Origin of the sequence: Sodalis ligni (assembly GCF_016865525.2) — a bacterium.
Classification (GTDB): domain Bacteria; phylum Pseudomonadota; class Gammaproteobacteria; order Enterobacterales; family Enterobacteriaceae; genus Acerihabitans; species Acerihabitans ligni.
On sequence record NZ_CP075169.1, the window covers coordinates 4,769,805 to 4,787,342 of the forward strand.

Genomic DNA, 17,538 nt, shown 5'->3' on the forward strand with positions numbered 1-17,538 from the left:
TCTCTACTCAACCTGAGGTCCGGCCGCGGCTGCGACATTATTACGGCCATTATAACACGAAGCAGCGACATATCGCTGCATTGACGACGAGAACGGTTGGTGCGGGGCGCCGCTAACGTTATACTGTGCGTTTCACTCTCTTTAGGTTAAGTCCCAAGCCGATATGTCCTGGATAGCCCTTCTGGCTTTTATTGCCTATGCATTAAGTCTTGGCCTGATTCTGCCGGGCATTTTGCGCAGGAACAGTGCTTACCGCCGTCTGGCGCTGCTGTCGGCCTTCGTGGCGCTGGTTAGCCACGCCTGTGCGCTCTATCTGCGGATTTTTTCGGTTCAGGCGGGGCAAAACCTGAGTCTGCTGAATATCAGCTCATTAGTCAGCCTGATGATTTGCATCGTGATGACCGTGGTGGCCACCCGCAACCGGGGCTGGTTCCTGCTGCCGGTGGTTTATATCCTGGCGATGATCCATGTGGCGGCCGCCACCATTATGCCGGGAGAATTCATTACCCATCTGGAGTCAACGCCGGGACTGCTGGTGCACATCGGACTGGCGCTGTTTTCCTATGCCGTGCTGATTATCGCCGCGCTGTATGCCGGCCAGCTGGCCTGGCTGGATCATTTGCTGAAGACCAAAAAATTGAGCTTCAGCGCTGATATGCCGCCGTTGATGACCATTGAGCGAAAGATGTTCCACATCACCCAGGTTGGCGTGATTCTGTTAACGTTGACCCTGGGCAGCGGCCTGCTGTATATGCAAAACATGTTCAGCGGCGAAAATCAGCATAAAGCGGTGCTCTCGATTGCGGCCTGGTTTGTTTATATTGCATTATTATGGGGTCATTACCATGAGGGTTGGCGAGGCCGCCGCGTGGTGTGGCTCAGCCTGCTGGGGATACTGTTGTTGACACTGGCCTACTTCGGTAGCCGCGTTTGGCAAAATGTCATGGCGGGCTGAACCACTGTCCGCAATCAGCCGTCACGTTTAACGCCTATAAGGAATTTCCACGTTGGAACATGTTTCAACCAGTACACTGATAATAATATTAGTCATTATGGTACTGGTGTCCGCCTATTTTTCCGGTTCGGAAACCGGGATGATGACCCTCAATCGTTATCGTCTGCGCCACCTGGCCAAACAGGGCAACCGCGGCGCCCGTCGGGTGGAAAAATTACTGCGCCGCACCGATCGTCTGCTGAGCCTGGTGCTGATCGGCAATAACCTGGTGAATATTCTCGCATCGGCGTTGGCGACCATTATCGGTATGCGGCTCTATGGCGATATCGGCGTGGCGATTTCCACCGGTGTCCTGACGTTTGTGATCCTGCTGTTCGCCGAAGTGCTGCCGAAAACGGTGGCGGCGCTCTATCCCGAACAAATCGCGCTGCCCAGCAGCCTACTGCTGGTGCCGCTGCAAAAAATCATGCTGCCGCTGGTGTGGCTGCTCAACATTATCACCCGCATCCTGATGCGCATCATGGGCATAAAAGTCCCTTCCAATCTGAATGATGCCTTAAGCAAAGACGAGCTGCGTTCCATCGTGAACGAATCCCGCTCGCTTATCTCCCGCCGCAATCAGGACATGCTGATTTCAGTGCTGGATCTGGAAAAGGTCAGCGTCGGCGACATTATGGTCCCGCGCAATGAAATAGTCGGCATCAATGTTAACGATGAATGGCGCTCCATCATTCGCCAGCTTACCCATTCACCCCATGGACGCATCGTGCTCTACCGGGATAATCTTGATGACGCCATCGGTATGCTGAGGGTGCGCGAAGCCTACCGCCTGATGACGGAAAAGCAGGAGTTCACCAAGGAAAACCTGCTGCGCGCCGCCGATGAAATATACTACATCCCCGAAGGCACGCCGCTGAATATTCAATTGGTCAAATTCCAGCGCAATAAGGAAAAGGTCGGGCTGATTGTCGATGAATACGGAGATATACAGGGTCTGGTGACGGTGGAAGATATTCTTGAAGAAATCGTCGGCGATTTCACCACCTCCATGTCGCCGACCCTGGCGGAAGAAGTTATCCCGCAAAGCGACGGCTCGGTATTGATTGAAGGCGGCGCCAATATCCGCGAATTGAACAAGGCCTTTAACTGGACGCTGCCCGAGGAAGAGGCGCGCACGGTGAACGGTATGCTGCTGGAGGCGTTGCAGGATATTCCGGAAGTGGGCACACACACCCAGATAGGCAATTACCAGATAGAGATTCTGGCGGTACAGGACAATATGATCAAGCAGGTGCGCATCACCCCCCTCAAAGCGTTTAAAGCGGGCGTGGAAGAAGCCGTTTAGCCCCCTGCATAAACACCATTCTATAAAAAAGCCCTTCGCTAGAAGGGCTTTAGCTAACTTAGATATGCAGTTCCGCCAGTTTTTCTTTCGGCAGAGCCAGTTCTTCGTTGTGATTTACCCGAACGTCGCTATCGAGAATATGCCGGGCTATTTCCTGCGCTTCCGGCAGGGAGTGCATATGATAGGTTCCGCATTGATATTCGTTCAGTTCAGGGATTTTTCTCTGATCGGTTACCTTCAGCACATCTTCCATCGCGGCTTTCCATGCTTTGGCAACCCGGAGTTCATCCGGTGCGCCGATCAGGCTCATATAAAACCCGGTACGACATCCCATGGGGGAAATATCGACAATTTCCACGCCGTCGCCGTTGAGATGATTACGCATAAAACCGGCAAATAAATGTTCCAGAGTGTGAATGCCGCGTTCAGGCATAACCTCCAGATTTGGTCGGCAAAAGCGCAAATCAAAGACAGTGATGGTATCGCCATGGGGGGTTTTCATGGTCTTAGCAACACGAACCGCTGGCGCCGCCATGCGGGTGTGGTCTACGGTAAAGCTATCCAACAGTGGCATATCGTCACCTCCTCTAAAAAATAATTAATTTTTTTACTGATCGTGGAAACTTTTTTACTGTCCGCGAGTCTGAATATATGAAAGACGCGCATTTGTTATCATCATCCCTGTCTTCAGAGATGTTTATTTGGCCACATATTCTGTGGCCTTTTCTTTATCATCTACTCGCCGTTCTGTTTGGCCAGATATTCATCAAAACTCAATGTATCCGCCGCCTCAAGTTCCCGCTGACGCTGCCATGAACGCGCCTGTTCCGCCGCCAACGCCTCTTCGGTCAAGATTTCCAGCGGCTCGTCGCACAGCATCCGGCGGTAATCATTGGCAAGCTTCATACCCAGCCCTCCGATACCATGCTCTCGCATGCCCTTTAATATCCGGGCGGAAAACGTCAGTTCAGGATCGTCGAAAGCCGCCACCAGATTATCGCTGGCCTGGCGGTAGAGCCGGTTATGATTATTGCTGTCGAGAATTTCCGCCACGCGCCGTAAATCCCTGAACAATTCTTTGCCCACGTCCGCCAGCGGCATCTGCGCCGCGCCGCAATCAACGCTTAGCATCAAGCCGGGTTTACGCCCTTCCAGAATGACGCTATTCCAATTGGTCCGGGTGCACAACAGCTCTTGCGCACTCATTTCCGGCGCCTCGGCCAACGTACACCATATCAGGAAAAGATCCAGGAAGCGCGACTGTTGTTCATCGATACCGATAGGGGAAAAGGGGTTGATGTCCAGGGAGCGAACTTCGATATACTCGATGCCGCCGCGCTGCAAGGCGTTTGAAGGCGTTTCCCCCGGCCGGGTAATGCGTTTGGGACGGATTGGCGCGTAAAGTTCATTCTCAATTTGCAGGACGTTGGTGTTCAGCTGCAAATATTGCCCGTTTTTCCTCAGGCCGATGCGCTGATAATCCGCGGACGGAGTCTTGATGGCTTGTTTCAGGGCGGTAATATATTCAGGCAAACGGTTAAAGGTGATGCCCAATTGACTTTGCGACTTGCTGGTATACCCCAGGTCGCTTAACCGCAGCGAGGTGGCGTATGGCAGGTAGATCATGCCGGATTCGGCTTTTTCAAACGGCAAATTGGTCTTGCGCCCGTCAATAAATGACGAGCAGATTGCCGGCGACGCGCCGAACAAGTACGGGATGATCCAGCCAAAGCGATAATAATTACGGATCAAGCGCAGATAGCAGGCGGAAATTTCATCTTTTCCATCGATCTCGTCTTTGACGCCCGCGCGCGCCTGCCAGAATGCCAAGGGCAGCGAAAAATTGTAATGTACGCCGGAAATGGCCTGCATTAACGCGCCGTAGCGATTTTTCAGTCCTTCGCGATACAGGGTCTTGAAGCGGCCCTGGTTGGAGGAGCCATACTGCGCCAGCTCGATGGGCTGTGAGCTATCGATAAAACAGGGCATGCTCAACGGCCACATGCGTTCGTCACCCAGATGGCGCGACACATGGCGGTGAATATCCCGCAAAAATGTTAATAGATGATCAACATCATCATCTACCGGCGTAATAAATTCAAGCAGCGCCTCGGCAAAATCCGTGGTAATCCATTTATGTGTCAACGCCGCACCAAGGGATTCGGGATGCGGGGTCTGCGCCAAACTTCCATCGGCGGAAATACGCAACGTTTCACGTTCGACCCCCCGACGAATACCTTTTAATGCGTGGGGGTTGGCTTCCAGCCATGAAAGCGCTTCTGATACGTCCGGGATCAAATTGACCTCCCGCGGAAAAATTTAAATTGGGTTAGCATAATTGAATCTGCCCGTTTATGGCTATCTATCGTTATCATTAACGCATTTAACATCCGGCCCATATGTGTGCGAATGTGCTACCGGGTCGCCGCGAGTGAAATACCCTCGGCTGGGCAGGCCCGTTTCGCCAAGAATAATACTGGCGGTTAACGATTAACGGCACCTTACATCAACATAGGCCATTGCTGCGGATTTTGCGGCCAAAATTCCAAAATCAGCATCTTCAAAAACGACGCATTTTTCCGGAACGACACCCATCAGTTCGGCGCAGCGCAAAAAGGTCTCAGGATGCGGTTTATGATGGCTCACGTCATCCGCACCCACCACCGCAACAAAATAACTCAGCAACCCCAGATGTTCGAGCAATGCCACAGCCATGCTATGCTCGCTGCCGGTGCCAACCGCCATCGGACGTTTGCCATAGTACTCTTTTACCACCGAGACCAGCGGCAGCGGCCTGACATATTCCAATAACATAGCCTTGACTGCCGCGGTTTTCTCACTGGCTAAGATATAGGGATCCATAGCGGCATGATGAGAGTCAATAATCGTTTTAGCAACAAGCCATGTTGGCGATCCATTTAACGATACCATCGCAGACTCATCGTACTGCATACCGTATTGCTTAAGGACATGATGCCAGGCTTTGCGGTGGGTGGGCTCTGTATCGAGCAGCGTTCCGTCCATATCAAAGATCAGCCCATCGTATTGGTCGTACATCATCGCTTCCTGATACCCATAATAGGGCTTTACTGTAACGCAAAGTCATAACATTGTCTTTTTTCCGTGAGGGAGACCCGTGAGTGAAAGCTGTCGGCGGCATTGGAGAAATTGCGGAGAAACGAGCGCGTTACGGCCACAGGGAACCATAGGAAAAGGTTGAGTCACACGGCTGAAAGGGTTTGCAGATAAGAGCGAAATGGTGCATCCAGGAGGATTCGAACCTCCGACCGCTCGGTTCGTAGCCGAGTACTCTATCCAGCTGAGCTATGGATGCAATACGATGAAGTGGTTTATACCACCCGGAGCCCGCTTTACTGAGCAACCGTATCTCTGCTTGAATCATGTATTTTCGCTGATAAATAACAATATTCAGCTATTAGCGTTAATTGTTATTAACAAGCGTTTTCATACTGATATTAATCAAGGCGGAAATGGTGCATCCAGGAGGATTCGAACCTCCGACCGCTCGGTTCGTAGCCGAGTACTCTATCCAGCTGAGCTATGGATGCATTGTGTTTGATGGATAATAACCCAAGCGTTCGCTTTTGTTACTTGCCGCAAGATGCCGGCATAATCCAATGTATCTCCTAATAAACAATGATATTGTAACAACTAACATCGATTATTTTATTCACTACTTACCACTGATGGCGCTATTCCAACAGTGAATGGTGCATCCAGGAGGATTCGAACCTCCGACCGCTCGGTTCGTAGCCGAGTACTCTATCCAGCTGAGCTATGGATGCATTAATAAATGGCGGTGAGGGAGGGATTCGAACCCTCGATACAGCTTTTGACCGTATACTCCCTTAGCAGGGGAGCGCCTTCAGCCTCTCGGCCACCTCACCTACGCGCCGGTGTTAAAGCTCATCGGCACTGCGTGGCGCACATATTACTTTCCCGGCCTGATAAGTCAAACAATTTTTCCCGTCTGTGAAGCGTTTGCCTAAATCCCATGCAACTTGAACACATTGACAGCGCAATAGCGGACAACCGCCCTTAATCCGCTGAAAGCAGCTTAAGGGCGATTGAATTGAGGAATATTTAGAAATGAATTAGAAAACTTCGAAACATAATTTGCTACGCCTCGCTAATGCAAGGCGCATGAAAATCAGAATGGGTTCTGTTGCGACTTTTCAGCCTGAATACGCTGGTATATTTCTTCACGGTGAACTGAAACTTCTTTAGGCGCATTGACACCGATACGTACCTGGTTGCCCTTGACTCCTAAAACCGTAACCGTTACCTCATCGCCAATCATGAGGGTTTCACCAACTCGACGAGTCAGAATAAGCATTCTTTGCTCCTTGAAAGATTAAAAGAGTCGGGTCTCTCAGTTTCCCGCCATTATCCATCATATACCGTGAAAACGTAAGTCATGTTAGTGACATAAAATGCCAGCAGGCTGACAACTTTCAACATCAGGTATAAGTTTAGTCGATATGACCAGCTTCGCGCCTAACTTTTGACCCCGGGAATAATACGAATCCAAACGCCATAACTTAACAGAAAGCTATGGCGTTGATAATAACGTATTCTTATCGCGCTCAGAATTTGGCTGCCAAGAAAGTTTCAACGCCTGCCAATGCCGCGGGCAAAGCCTGGACATCGCTGCCGCCGGCCTGGGCCATATCGGGCCGTCCGCCGCCTTTACCACCGACCTGACCCGCCAGATGACTGATAAGATCACCGGCTTTGATACGATCGGTTAAATCTTTCGTTACACCGGCAATCAAGCTGACCTTATCATCCGCCACGGTCGCCAGGACAATCACCGCGGAACCCAGCTGGTTTTTCAAATCGTCGACCATGTTACGCAGCATTTTGGGATCCACTCCGTCCAGTTTACTCACCAGCACCTTGACGCCGTTAATCAATTTTACGTTACCGCGCAGCGCGGAGCTCTCCTGGGCAGCCTGTTGGCTTTTGAGCTGCTGCAGCTCTTTTTCCAAATGGCGGGTACGCTCCAGCAAGGCTTTTACCTTATCGGACAGGTTCTGGCTGTCGCCCTTCACCAACTGGGCGAGATCGCGGACAATATCGCTCTGCTGATGCACGGTTGCCAGCGCGCCTTCCCCGGTCACCGCCTCGATACGGCGGATGCCGGCGGCGGTGCCGGATTCGGACAAAATCCGGAACAGCCCGATGTCACCGGTGCGGGAAGCATGAATGCCGCCGCACAGCTCGGTGGAGAAGTCCCCATGGTCAACACCCGTACCTTGGCATCATATTTCTCGCCGAACAGCGCCATGGCGCCTGTGGCGCGTGCTGATTCCAGATCCATGATATCGGTATGGATGGGAAGATTGCGGCGAACCTGCTCATTCACAATATCCTCCACCCTGCGAATCTGCTCGGGTTTCATGGCTTCCGGGTGGGAGAAGTCAAAGCGCAGGTACTGATCGTTAACCAACGACCCTTTTTGCGCCACATGATCCCCCAAAACCTGGCGCAGCGCGGCGTGCAGCAAATGCGTGGCCGAGTGGTTCAAACGGATGCGGTTACGACGCTCTTCATCGACGCTGGCCTCGACCCGATCGCCGACCTTCAATTCCCCGAAGGCGAGCTGCCCCAGGTGGCCTACGGCCTGGCCGTATTTTTGCGTGTCGCTCACCTTGAACAGCCCCAGCGACGTTTTCAGCTCGCCCTTATCGCCCACCTGACCGCCGGACTCGCCGTAAAAGGGGGTTTCATCCAGCACCACCACGGCATCCTCGCCGGATTGTACCGCGGGCACGGACTGGCCGTTACGAAACAGCGCGGTAACCTTACCCTGATGCCGCACCTCTTCGTAACCGAAGAATCGTGTGGCGTCATCCACCCGCAGCATGCTGTTGTAATCGGCGCCAAACCCGCTGGATTCGCGGGCGCGGCGACGCTGCTCATCCATGGCGCGTTCAAAACCTTCCTCATCCACTTTTAACTGCCGCTCGCGGCAAACATCGGCGGTGAGATCCAGGGGGAACCCGTAGGTATCATACAAGCGGAAAGCGGTTTCCCCATCCAGCGTATCGCCTTTAAGCTTGGCCAGCTCTTCGTCCAGCAGCGCCAGGCCGCGTTCCAGGGTGCGGGCAAACTGCTCTTCTTCCGTGCGAAGCACCTGTTCAACCATGGCGCGTTGCCGCTTCATGCTTTCAGCGGCGGGTCCCATCACGTCGATCAACGGCCCCACCAGCTTATAAAAAAACGTCTCCCGCGCGCCCAGCATATTGCCGTGGCGCACGGCCCGGCGGATGATGCGCCGCAGGACATAACCGCGACCTTCGTTGGAAGGCACCACGCCGTCCGCCACCAGGAAGGCGCAAGACCGGATATGGTCGGCAATCACCCGCAGGGATTTACTGGAAAGATCCGTGCAGCCGGTCACGCTCGCCACTTCGCCGATCAGGGTGCGGAACAGGTCGATGTCATAATTGGAATTCACATGCTGCAATACCGCGGTGATGCGCTCCAATCCCATGCCGGTATCCACGGAGGGTTTCGGCAGGGGCAGCATGGTTCCGTCCGACTGCCGGTTGAACTGCATGAAAACGAGATTCCAGATTTCAATATAACGATCGCCGTCTTCTTCCGGGCTCCCCGGAGGGCCGCCCCAGATATGTTCGCCATGATCGTAGAAGATTTCCGAGCAGGGACCGCATGGGCCGGTATCCCCCATCTGCCAGAAATTATCCGAGGCATAGGCGCTACCTTTGTTATCGCCGATCCTGATGATGCGTTCACGGGGCACGCCCACTTCCTGCGCCCAGATGTTGTAGGCTTCATCATCGGTTTCATACACGGTCACCCACAGTTTTTCTTTCGGCAGGTTAAACCACTGCTCGCCGGTCAATAACTCCCAGGCAAAACTGATGGCGTCCTGTTTGAAATAGTCGCCGAAGCTGAAATTGCCCAGCATTTCAAAGAAGGTATGATGACGGGCGGTATAACCGACATTTTCCAGGTCGTTATGCTTACCGCCGGCGCGAACGCAGCGCTGCGACGTGGTGGCGCGCTGGTACTGGCGTTTATCCAGACCGAGGAAAACGTCTTTGAACTGGTTCATGCCGGCATTGGTGAACAATAATGTCGGATCGTTATCAGGCACCAGGGAGCTACTTGCGACTACCTGGTGTCCTTTGCTATGGAAAAAATCGAGAAACGCTTGACGGATCTCAGCGGTGCTCTTGCTCATAGTTGTCCCGGAATCAAGCTAAACAAACGGATCGAAAACAGAATAGCGCAGTATTAGGGCGCTACAGTAGCGTTCACGAACTCAAAAGTGGGAATAAGATAAATTTTCTTTGATGCGAAGTAAAATCCCATCGCAACCAATTTATAAATTTATTATACCCATCATCTTTAGGGTTGCAGCAATGTTGGCTGCAACCTGAAATCTACTGGGTATAGATTGATTGTATTTCTTCAAAAGAAAAACCGCGGGAAAGAAGATAACGCTGCACTTTGATTTTTACCAGGCGATCGGTGGAAAGAGGTTGCCCGAATTTTTTCCATGCCACTGCCTGGGCCTGCGCAGATCGATCAATACCCGCCTCGCTAAAGGCGGTATCAATGGTGTCCCGGTCTATTCCCTTTTGGATAAGCTCCATGCGAATTTTTTGTTCGCCATACCCTTTTTTACTGCGGCTGTTAACATACCTTAAGGCAAAGCGGCTATCGTTCAGCCAATCATTTTGGCGACAGTAGTCGATGGCGGCCTCAAGCTCGGCTTCAGAGATTTCAGCCATACGTTCTTTTGCATCGACTTCCTTTTCAATGTCTTCTTTTACCGTGGGATCTACCGCCGCTGCGGACGAACGACGACTCCATCGCCGCCCTTGCGCAGGCGGCTGCATCGCCAGCTTGCGCCGCAGCTCGGCTTCGCTGTGATCCCGCATTGAAAGTATATGTAGTGCACGATCGAGCAACGCGGCCATGGCGTTAACCTTCACTCGCCGAAAAAGAGCGCTTTCCCGGCATGCAAAGCTTACATTTCCTCACTGCTTTCATTGACGGTGCTTTCATCAAAACTTTCGCTCTCACCGGCAAAACCGGCGTCAGTGGTATTGTGCAATAACATATCCCGCAATTTTTTATCCAGCTCGGCGGCAATCTCGGGGCGTTCTTTGAGGAAGACGCAGGCGTTGGACTTGCCTTGGCCGATTTTTTCGCCGTTGTAACTGTACCAGGCGCCGGCTTTTTCAATCAGCTTATGCTTGACGCCCAGATCGACCAATTCGCCGTGGACGTTGATGCCTTCCCCATAAAGAATCTGGAATTCAGCCTGTTTAAAGGGCGCGGCTACCTTGTTTTTCACCACTTTCACGCGCGTCTCGCTACCCACCACCACTTCGCCCTCTTTGATGGAGCCGATGCGGCGGATATCAAGGCGTACTGACGCGTAAAACTTCAGGGCGTTACCGCCGGTAGTGGTTTCGGGATTCCCGAACATAACGCCGATTTTCATACGGATCTGGTTGATAAAGATCAGCAGGGTATTGGCGTTTTTGAGATTGCCCGCCAGTTTACGCATGGCCTGGCTCATCATGCGCGCCGCCAGTCCCATATGGGAATCGCCGATTTCACCCTCGATTTCCGCTTTCGGCGTCAGCGCCGCGACGGAGTCGACGATAATGACATCCACCGCGCCGGAGCGGGTTAATGCATCACAAATTTCCAGAGCCTGTTCACCGGTGTCCGGCTGTGAACACAGCAGGTTATCGATATCCACACCCAATTTTTTGGCATAGATGGGATCCAGGGCATGCTCGGCATCGATAAATGCGCATGTTTTACCTTCGCGCTGCGCGGAGGCGATGACCATCAGGGTCAGCGTTGTTTTACCCGAGGATTCCGGCCCATAGATTTCAACTATGCGCCCCATGGGCAAACCGCCTGCGCCCAGCGCAATATCAAGGGAAAGAGAACCTGTGGAGATCGTCTCGACATCCATTGACCGATCTTCACCGAGACGCATGATCGAGCCTTTGCCAAATTGTTTTTCAATCTGGCTTAATGCCGCCGCCAACGCCTTTTGTTTATTCTCATCAATAGCCATTTCAACTCCTATCAAGCGGGGAGCGACATCGCCACCCTCTTTCGCCAAACATCTATGCCCGTCATCTTTCAAGTTGCAGCGGCGTTGGTCGCGCCCACCCACCCCAGCCACTTAGTTACTAAGCTCCCGGGGGTTCTCAGCCTTGCCGCCTTGCTGCAACTTGAAAGCCATTGGGCACATACCGCTAGTGTTGCCAATTATACTGTACAATCATACAGTATCAAGTGTTTTTCAGAAAAATGTGTCCAACAGGGTTTTCAGGGCAAAGTGAACCGCCTGCCTGCGGACGTCATCCCGGCCGCCGTCAAAATGCATCAGTTGGGAAAACGGCGCGCGATGCCGCGCGGCAAACCCGAACCACACCGTGCCCACCGGTTTTTCAATCGTCCCACCGTCCGGCCCGGCAATGCCGCTGACCGCCACGGCGTAATCAGCCCCCGCCGCCGCCAGCGCTCCCTGCGCCATCTCCAGCACCACCGGGTCGCTCACCGCCCCATGGTGCTCCAGCGTACTGACCTTGACGCCCAGCATATCCGATTTTGCCTGATTCCCGTAAGTCACAAAACCGCGATCGAACCAGCCGGCGCTGCCTGACGTATCGGTAATGGTCTTGGCTATCCAACCGCCGGTACAGGATTCGGCACAGGTAATAAACTTGCCCTTCTCTTTCAGGGCCTCCCCGAGGCGGGCGCTCAGTTGAAAAAGTTCGTCGTCTTTCATAATACCCCATCCTGATGTGAAATAGGCCAACGGGAATGCACTCGCAGGCTCCCGTGACGTTTTTATTGAATTAGTGCAAGGCGCATTCCAATTTTTACCTCGGGCTCCGGTATCCGACGAACAGCATAGCGGCTTCGGCGACAACCGGCCGCAACGGCAATGGGCGAATGGATAAACGGGGCTCGCAGGTCTATTATAGCCGGGCCGGACCACGGATTGGCAAAATCGATTTTTCGCTTGTCTCTCCACGGCTGATGCACTATCGTTCTTTCCAAAATATCCGTTATAATTTAATGTGCTTTCTAATGACTTAATGGAATTTATTGCAAAATACAAAGTGGATTAGCATTCTCCGACATATAAGGCGCCTCTTGCGTCTTTTCCACTGTCACTCTCAGGAATAACGATGAAAAAAATCACATTAGCTCTGGTAACCGGGTCCCTGTTTTTTACCGCGCTGCAGGCTCAGGCGGAAGACGGACTGGCGGCAATCAAGGCCGCGGGCACCATTAGTTTCGGTACCGAAGGAACTTACGCCCCTTATACCTTTCACGACAGCAATAATAATCTGGTGGGGTTCGACGTTGATTTGGGACGTGCCGTTGCCGCCAAGCTCGGGGTTAAGGCCAAGTTTATCGAGGGCCGCTGGGACGGGCTTATCGCCGGACTGAGCGCAAAGCGGTATGACGCGGTTATCAACGAAGTGGGAATAACACCGGAGCGCCAGGCTAAATTTGATTTCTCCAAACCCTATATCGATTCAAAAGTGGTTCTGATTACCCGTGACGATAATACCACCATCAAAGATTTTGCCGATTTAAAGGGGCAAAAGGCGGCACAAAGTCTAACCAGTAATTTTTCACAGCTGGCGACCAAATACGGCGCCGACCTGGTACCCACTGACGGATTCAATCAATCTTTGGATTTGGTCTTAAGCAAACGCGCCGCGGCGACCCTTAACGACAACCTATCCTATCTCGATTTCAAAAAGCACAAACCTGACGCGCCGCTGAAAGTGGTGGCATCCCAGGATGCAAACGCGCCTTCAGGCATCCTGATCCGCAAAGATCAGCCGGAGTTGGTGAAAGCATTGAATACCGCATTGGATGAAGTGAAAGCGGACGGCACCTATAAAACTATTTCTATCCGTTATTTCGGACAGGATATCTCCAAGTAATTTTTTATCATTCAGGAGTTCTTGCCGATGCCATCCTGGCTTCAACTGATGTTGGACTCCTTTTGGCGGTTATTTACAGCCGGAGTGATGTTTACCCTGCCGCTGGCGGTTCTTTCCTTTATCGGAGGATTGGCGCTGGCTTTTGTGGTGGCGCTGATCCGGCTGTATGGCCCACAACCGTTTAAAGGAATAGCGGACTTTTATGTCTGGGTGATTCGCGGCACTCCCTTGCTGGTACAGCTGTTCGTTATCTTTTACGGTTTGCCCAGCGCAGGCATCACGCTGGACGCCTTCCCGGCCGCATTGATAGGTTTTATCCTCAACGTGGGCGCCTACAGCTCGGAGATTATCCGCGGCGCCATCATTTCGGTGCCGAAGGTGCAATGGGAGGCGGCATATTCCATCGGCATGAGCAGTCCGCAGGCCATGCGGCGGGTTATCTTGCCCCAGTCGGTATTTGTCTCGTTGCCGCCGCTGGCCAATTCGTTTATCTCGCTTATCAAGGATACCTCCCTGGCTGCGGTGATTACGGTACAGGAAATGTTTCTGGCGGCCCAGCGCATCGTATCCGTCACCTATGAACCGCTCATTTTGTATATTGAAGCGGCGTTTATCTACCTAATGTTCTGTACGGTACTGGGCAAGTTGCAAACCAAGCTGGAAATCTATTTCCGCCGTTACGAATGACGCACGCTTCCCGTCCCCTTTCACTAAACGCACGCCTAGCGGCATGCTTAATGGCGCTGAAGGGGGCGTCATCATGAATAACGGGTAGTCATGGAAATTTAGAGTAAATACTCTCAAGAAATAGAGCTAAGAATTTGATGGAAAGATGATAACGCACTCAGTTGTCATCCATTATAAAATTGTAAAACCAATGTTCTGGAGATTTGGCCTCATCGATTTGGCCGATGCGAATGGGAAGTTCGCTGTTTGAGTCGCACAGGATTTAACATATTGCCAATAGGCCTGTTCTGACTCCATATGATCAATCATCGGGTCGAATGCCCTTCGGCAATTTCAACTTTTATCTTATTGACTGCCTCCAGCTTCTCCTCTTCATCAATTCCGGAATACAGGGCCGCCTCTCTGCTTTCATCCTCATTTTTTCAATTATTTCAGCCATTTCTTTAATCTTCGCCATATCATGGCTGGCGATTTGCGGCGAAAAATAAAACAAGCCGTCATTGAACAGCGCCTCCATAACTTCATTCAACGAAAAGGCTATCCCACCCTGTATATAGGTTGTCTTATTATTAACCACGACACCCGCATGCCGATGATTCAATAGATTATTTTTATCCTGTCCATAGCTGACCAAAACTTGGCGGTCACTTATCACCACCGGTACGTTTTGATGGTATGTATATCACCGCTGATACTGTAATGCTCCTTATCGCCATTTTATAGCCATTGGCCGTACAGGCGGCTTCAATATCAAAATGCTTGGTGGGTATGCGTTCACGGTTGAAATAGCTGGTGAGGTCCTCACCATCATGAATGTCATGATGCTGATAAGCGCGATGCACCGACGTCACTTTCTGAATGCCAATCCAGTCGAATACCGCCTCCACCTGCGAGGGTTTTCTGATTTCATCGATATAGGCCCTCACATCTATGTCAAGGTACGCCGCCAGTACGCCGGCCCAGGGCTCTATGGCCAAAAACATATCAGATAGCGTCGTGCCCTCTTCAATGATCACGCGATGGCGAAAATATTGCAGGAGGAAAAGCGCATTTTCTTCCTCAAGACAATCCTGGATAGATAAGAGGGGGACCGCCGTCAGATCGTCATAATCTGAACGAAACCTCAATATTGAGTCTTTACAGAAAATCAAAACTCCATCCATGCCGTCCCCCGATAAATCAGATTGTGATAACGCTGGTCGAGTTTACCATTTTGATGGTAAACGCTTCATTTCATAGCTTAAACGGCCAAGGCGGATAAAAGAGCCGGCCGGCCTTTGACCCATAGACACCTCCGGTAGCGCGACATTCAGGGTTTTATCCGCTTTATTTAGAAACATGGAATCAAGGCTGCAAGCTTTAAGCAAGATTAATTATTAGCACGCGGCCATAAACCGGGCCGGACCATGGCATGGTTTTGTCGCCGCTATCCGCTTATCCCTGTTTTTCTATCGCTGCGGGATCAGGACTGGTACCGGGGTCGGCAGCGGGCGCTAATGAGTCCGGGGACGAAGAGCCGGTCAAATGAGCACAGACAAAGGCGGGATATCCCACCATGACCAACCCGCCAATCAGGGCGCTCACAATATGGCATTGTTCCGTTTGCTCCAGCCGGGTTTTTTGCAGGGCGGTTGACACCGTCAGCGCAATAGCCACTACCGCTTCAAATACCGAGGTGCGCATGGCGCAGGTGGTGAGCATACTGTCGGCCAACTGACCCGAGGTGGGCCAGGAACCGGCACCGATGCGCGGCCGATCAAGGCCTATCCGTACTCCTTCCCGGCCCTGGTCCGGTCCGTTGAACGAGGAGGACCGGCGGCGCTTGTCCCCGGCAGACGACGGTTCGGCCGATATACTGCGGCTGCTGTTTTTATCCGACGCTGACCTAAGGGTTGTAACCGCGCCCGAGGCAAAAGCAGCCGTGCCCGCGGTCAACGGCTCTTTCTCAGGGGCTGCCTCGGCCTCCCCCTGCGCCGCGCCGGTTCCCTGTTGAGTTGAAAAATAGCGCATCAACGCCGGCCTTTGCAGCTCATCAAACATTTCCACGGCGGTATTCATGGCGCTGCGCAGCAGATCGTGCAGATGGTTTGGTTCAATCAGGGCCATGGCCGCGCTTGCCGCCGCCCAGTCCGCCATGGGCTCTGCCAGCCGGCCCGCTTCCGAGATCAGATATTCCGCGCCGGATTGCGGGGCGAAATTCACCATGCCCTCGCCGAGTAATAGTTGAGCAATGCCATACATAAAGCCGGAGCACAACATCCCGGTGGCATTGGTCCCGCCATTCTCATGAAGCGGAAAAAACATCTGCAGCAGATCGCGGGCCAAGGTATATGCCGCCATTTGCGGTCCGATGGCGGCCAGCTTATGTCCGATTACGGCGACGGGATCATAGGCCGAGGCAATCAGCAAACCGCCGAGGCTCAAAAGCCCCATCCAGGTGCGCGAAATCCGTGATGCCGGGGTGGCTAAACCGTTTCTTTCATCGCGTACCGCACCGGCCAGATTGAGTCCCGGTCCAATCAGGAGCGAAGCGATTCCCGCCACCATACGCGGCGTAAGCGAAGCGTCTTTTCCCAAAGAATGGAAGTTCTGCTCCAGGGCAAAACCCAGCAGCTGGCGCAACATGGTGGTCAGGGCAACGATGGTGCCGGTTCGCGCCGCCACCGCAATCACGTTCCCCGTACGGCGCGCCGCGTTGCCGGATAACAGGGTAAAATCATTGGCCAGCACGCTGCCGATGCAATCCAGCAGCGTCCTGCCGCGTTCCATAAATTCAGCGGAGGGCTGGCGCTGTAACTGAACGCGCAAATGCTTCGCGATGGTATCTTCGTCTGTACCGACTAAGGTAGAGAGCGGCGCATCTTCTCCGTTCTTCAATAAATCTTCGGCGCTCGCCAGGAGACGTTCCGCGCCATTGAGTTCATGGGGACGCAACGTAGCCAACAACTCGCAGTTGAGAGCATCTAGCTGACGGTCGAGATTTATCGCGCAGGTTTTTAACGCTTCGGTCGCTAATTCTGTTTGTCCCAGCGCGTTATTTTCATTGAACTGCCATTCCAATTGTCTCGACGCACTCTCAGCGTTGGAAGACACATCGGCCTTATCCCCAAGATTAGCGCTATCATTCCTCAAGGGCTCGACGGGGATTTTCGTCTGAAGGAGTGTAAAGGTATCATGCATAAACTTCCTCTTTTACCGCAACCTATATTTCATGTTCCGGTATATAATCAACGGAATATATCTAGGCCAGAATAATTATCAAAAACGCAGACGAAAATATATATCATAACGATCGAATCTCTATATTCTAGAAAATCCATATTGCCCAATCTGCAAAAACAAAATCTATCATGTCGTGGCGGTCATCATTTGTCATCCCTTAGAAGGACGACACCTAGAAATAACTTATTATCATTGGCATGATATTATAAAAATCATATGAAAATTAATGAATTAGAAACGTAATAGACCTTATAAAAATCAAGTAGTTATAATTAATCGTTTATTTTTAAAAAATTGCAATAAAATATAGAAAATATTGCATATTATTATCTGAA

The 17,538-nt window shown here is 52.1% G+C and carries 14 protein-coding genes, 4 tRNA genes and 1 pseudogene; 4 read left to right on the forward strand and 15 right to left on the reverse strand.

From position 1 onward, the window contains the following. Positions 1-163: 163 nt before the first annotated feature. Positions 164-955 (forward strand): cytochrome C assembly family protein, encoded by a 792-nt coding sequence (locus GTU79_RS22375; protein ID WP_132926216.1) that lies wholly within the window; start codon positions 164-166, stop codon positions 953-955. Positions 956-1,007: 52 nt separating this feature from the next. Beyond that, complete coding sequence (locus tag GTU79_RS22380; protein WP_132926214.1) at positions 1,008-2,300, forward strand: HlyC/CorC family transporter; 1,293 nt, start codon at positions 1,008-1,010, stop codon at positions 2,298-2,300. A gap of 58 nt (positions 2,301-2,358) precedes the next feature. On the opposite strand, the gene luxS is transcribed toward GTU79_RS22380, so the two are convergent. The 12 genes and pseudogenes from luxS to pncC form a co-directional block, all read right to left on the reverse strand. Next, entirely contained in the window at positions 2,359-2,874 is a 516-nt protein-coding gene (gene luxS / locus GTU79_RS22385) for an S-ribosylhomocysteine lyase (protein ID WP_203524815.1), read from the reverse strand. 161 nt (positions 2,875-3,035) lie between these two features. Then, positions 3,036-4,598, reverse strand: coding sequence for a glutamate--cysteine ligase (gene gshA, locus GTU79_RS22390; protein ID WP_203524816.1), 1,563 nt, complete (start codon positions 4,596-4,598; stop codon positions 3,036-3,038). A 192-nt stretch (positions 4,599-4,790) separates the two neighbouring features. Beyond that, the gene (gene yqaB, locus GTU79_RS22395; RefSeq protein WP_132928018.1) at positions 4,791-5,357 is read right to left on the reverse strand and encodes a fructose-1-phosphate/6-phosphogluconate phosphatase; all 567 of its coding nucleotides are present in this window, start codon (positions 5,355-5,357) and stop codon (positions 4,791-4,793) included. 200 nt (positions 5,358-5,557) lie between these two features. Further along, positions 5,558-5,634 (reverse strand) — tRNA-Arg (locus GTU79_RS22400). 158 nt (positions 5,635-5,792) lie between these two features. Further along, a tRNA-Arg gene (locus tag GTU79_RS22405) sits at positions 5,793-5,869 on the reverse strand. Between the two features lie 160 nt (positions 5,870-6,029). Continuing rightward, positions 6,030-6,106 (reverse strand) — tRNA-Arg (locus GTU79_RS22410). Between the two features lie 9 nt (positions 6,107-6,115). After that, positions 6,116-6,208 (reverse strand) — tRNA-Ser (locus GTU79_RS22415). Positions 6,209-6,471: 263 nt separating this feature from the next. Continuing rightward, entirely contained in the window at positions 6,472-6,657 is a 186-nt protein-coding gene (gene csrA, locus GTU79_RS22420; protein ID WP_132926210.1) for a carbon storage regulator CsrA, read from the reverse strand. Positions 6,658-6,907: 250 nt separating this feature from the next. Beyond that, positions 6,908-9,534, reverse strand: a pseudogene (alaS, locus tag GTU79_RS22425) (alanine--tRNA ligase). 202 nt (positions 9,535-9,736) lie between these two features. Further along, a complete protein-coding gene (locus GTU79_RS22430; protein ID WP_203524818.1) occupies positions 9,737-10,276 on the reverse strand; it encodes a regulatory protein RecX in 540 nt (179 codons plus the stop codon). 50 nt (positions 10,277-10,326) lie between these two features. Then, on the reverse strand, positions 10,327-11,397 hold the full coding sequence (recA, locus tag GTU79_RS22435; protein ID WP_203524819.1) for a recombinase RecA: 1,071 nt from the start codon (positions 11,395-11,397) through the stop codon (positions 10,327-10,329). Positions 11,398-11,628: 231 nt separating this feature from the next. Then, the gene (gene pncC, locus GTU79_RS22440) at positions 11,629-12,117 is read right to left on the reverse strand and encodes a nicotinamide-nucleotide amidase (RefSeq protein WP_203524820.1); all 489 of its coding nucleotides are present in this window, start codon (positions 12,115-12,117) and stop codon (positions 11,629-11,631) included. 406 nt (positions 12,118-12,523) lie between these two features. On the opposite strand from pncC, the gene GTU79_RS22445 reads away from it, so the two are divergent. Both GTU79_RS22445 and GTU79_RS22450 read left to right on the forward strand, forming a co-directional pair. Continuing rightward, on the forward strand, positions 12,524-13,294 hold the full coding sequence (locus GTU79_RS22445; RefSeq protein WP_203524821.1) for an amino acid ABC transporter substrate-binding protein: 771 nt from the start codon (positions 12,524-12,526) through the stop codon (positions 13,292-13,294). A gap of 27 nt (positions 13,295-13,321) precedes the next feature. Then, positions 13,322-13,981 (forward strand): amino acid ABC transporter permease, encoded by a 660-nt coding sequence (locus tag GTU79_RS22450; protein WP_214513383.1) that lies wholly within the window; start codon positions 13,322-13,324, stop codon positions 13,979-13,981. A gap of 340 nt (positions 13,982-14,321) precedes the next feature. On the opposite strand, the gene GTU79_RS22455 is transcribed toward GTU79_RS22450, so the two are convergent. The 3 genes from GTU79_RS22455 to GTU79_RS22465 form a co-directional block, all read right to left on the reverse strand. Continuing rightward, entirely contained in the window at positions 14,322-14,636 is a 315-nt protein-coding gene (locus tag GTU79_RS22455; protein WP_214513384.1) for a hypothetical protein, read from the reverse strand. Next, positions 14,626-15,144, reverse strand: a complete 519-nt coding sequence (locus tag GTU79_RS22460; RefSeq protein ID WP_214513385.1) for a hypothetical protein — start codon at positions 15,142-15,144, stop codon at positions 14,626-14,628. The genes GTU79_RS22455 and GTU79_RS22460 overlap by 11 nt, the downstream gene beginning before the upstream one ends. Positions 15,145-15,415: 271 nt before the next feature. Beyond that, a complete protein-coding gene (locus GTU79_RS22465; RefSeq protein ID WP_214513386.1) occupies positions 15,416-17,074 on the reverse strand; it encodes a hypothetical protein in 1,659 nt (552 codons plus the stop codon). Positions 17,075-17,538 lie beyond the last annotated feature (464 nt).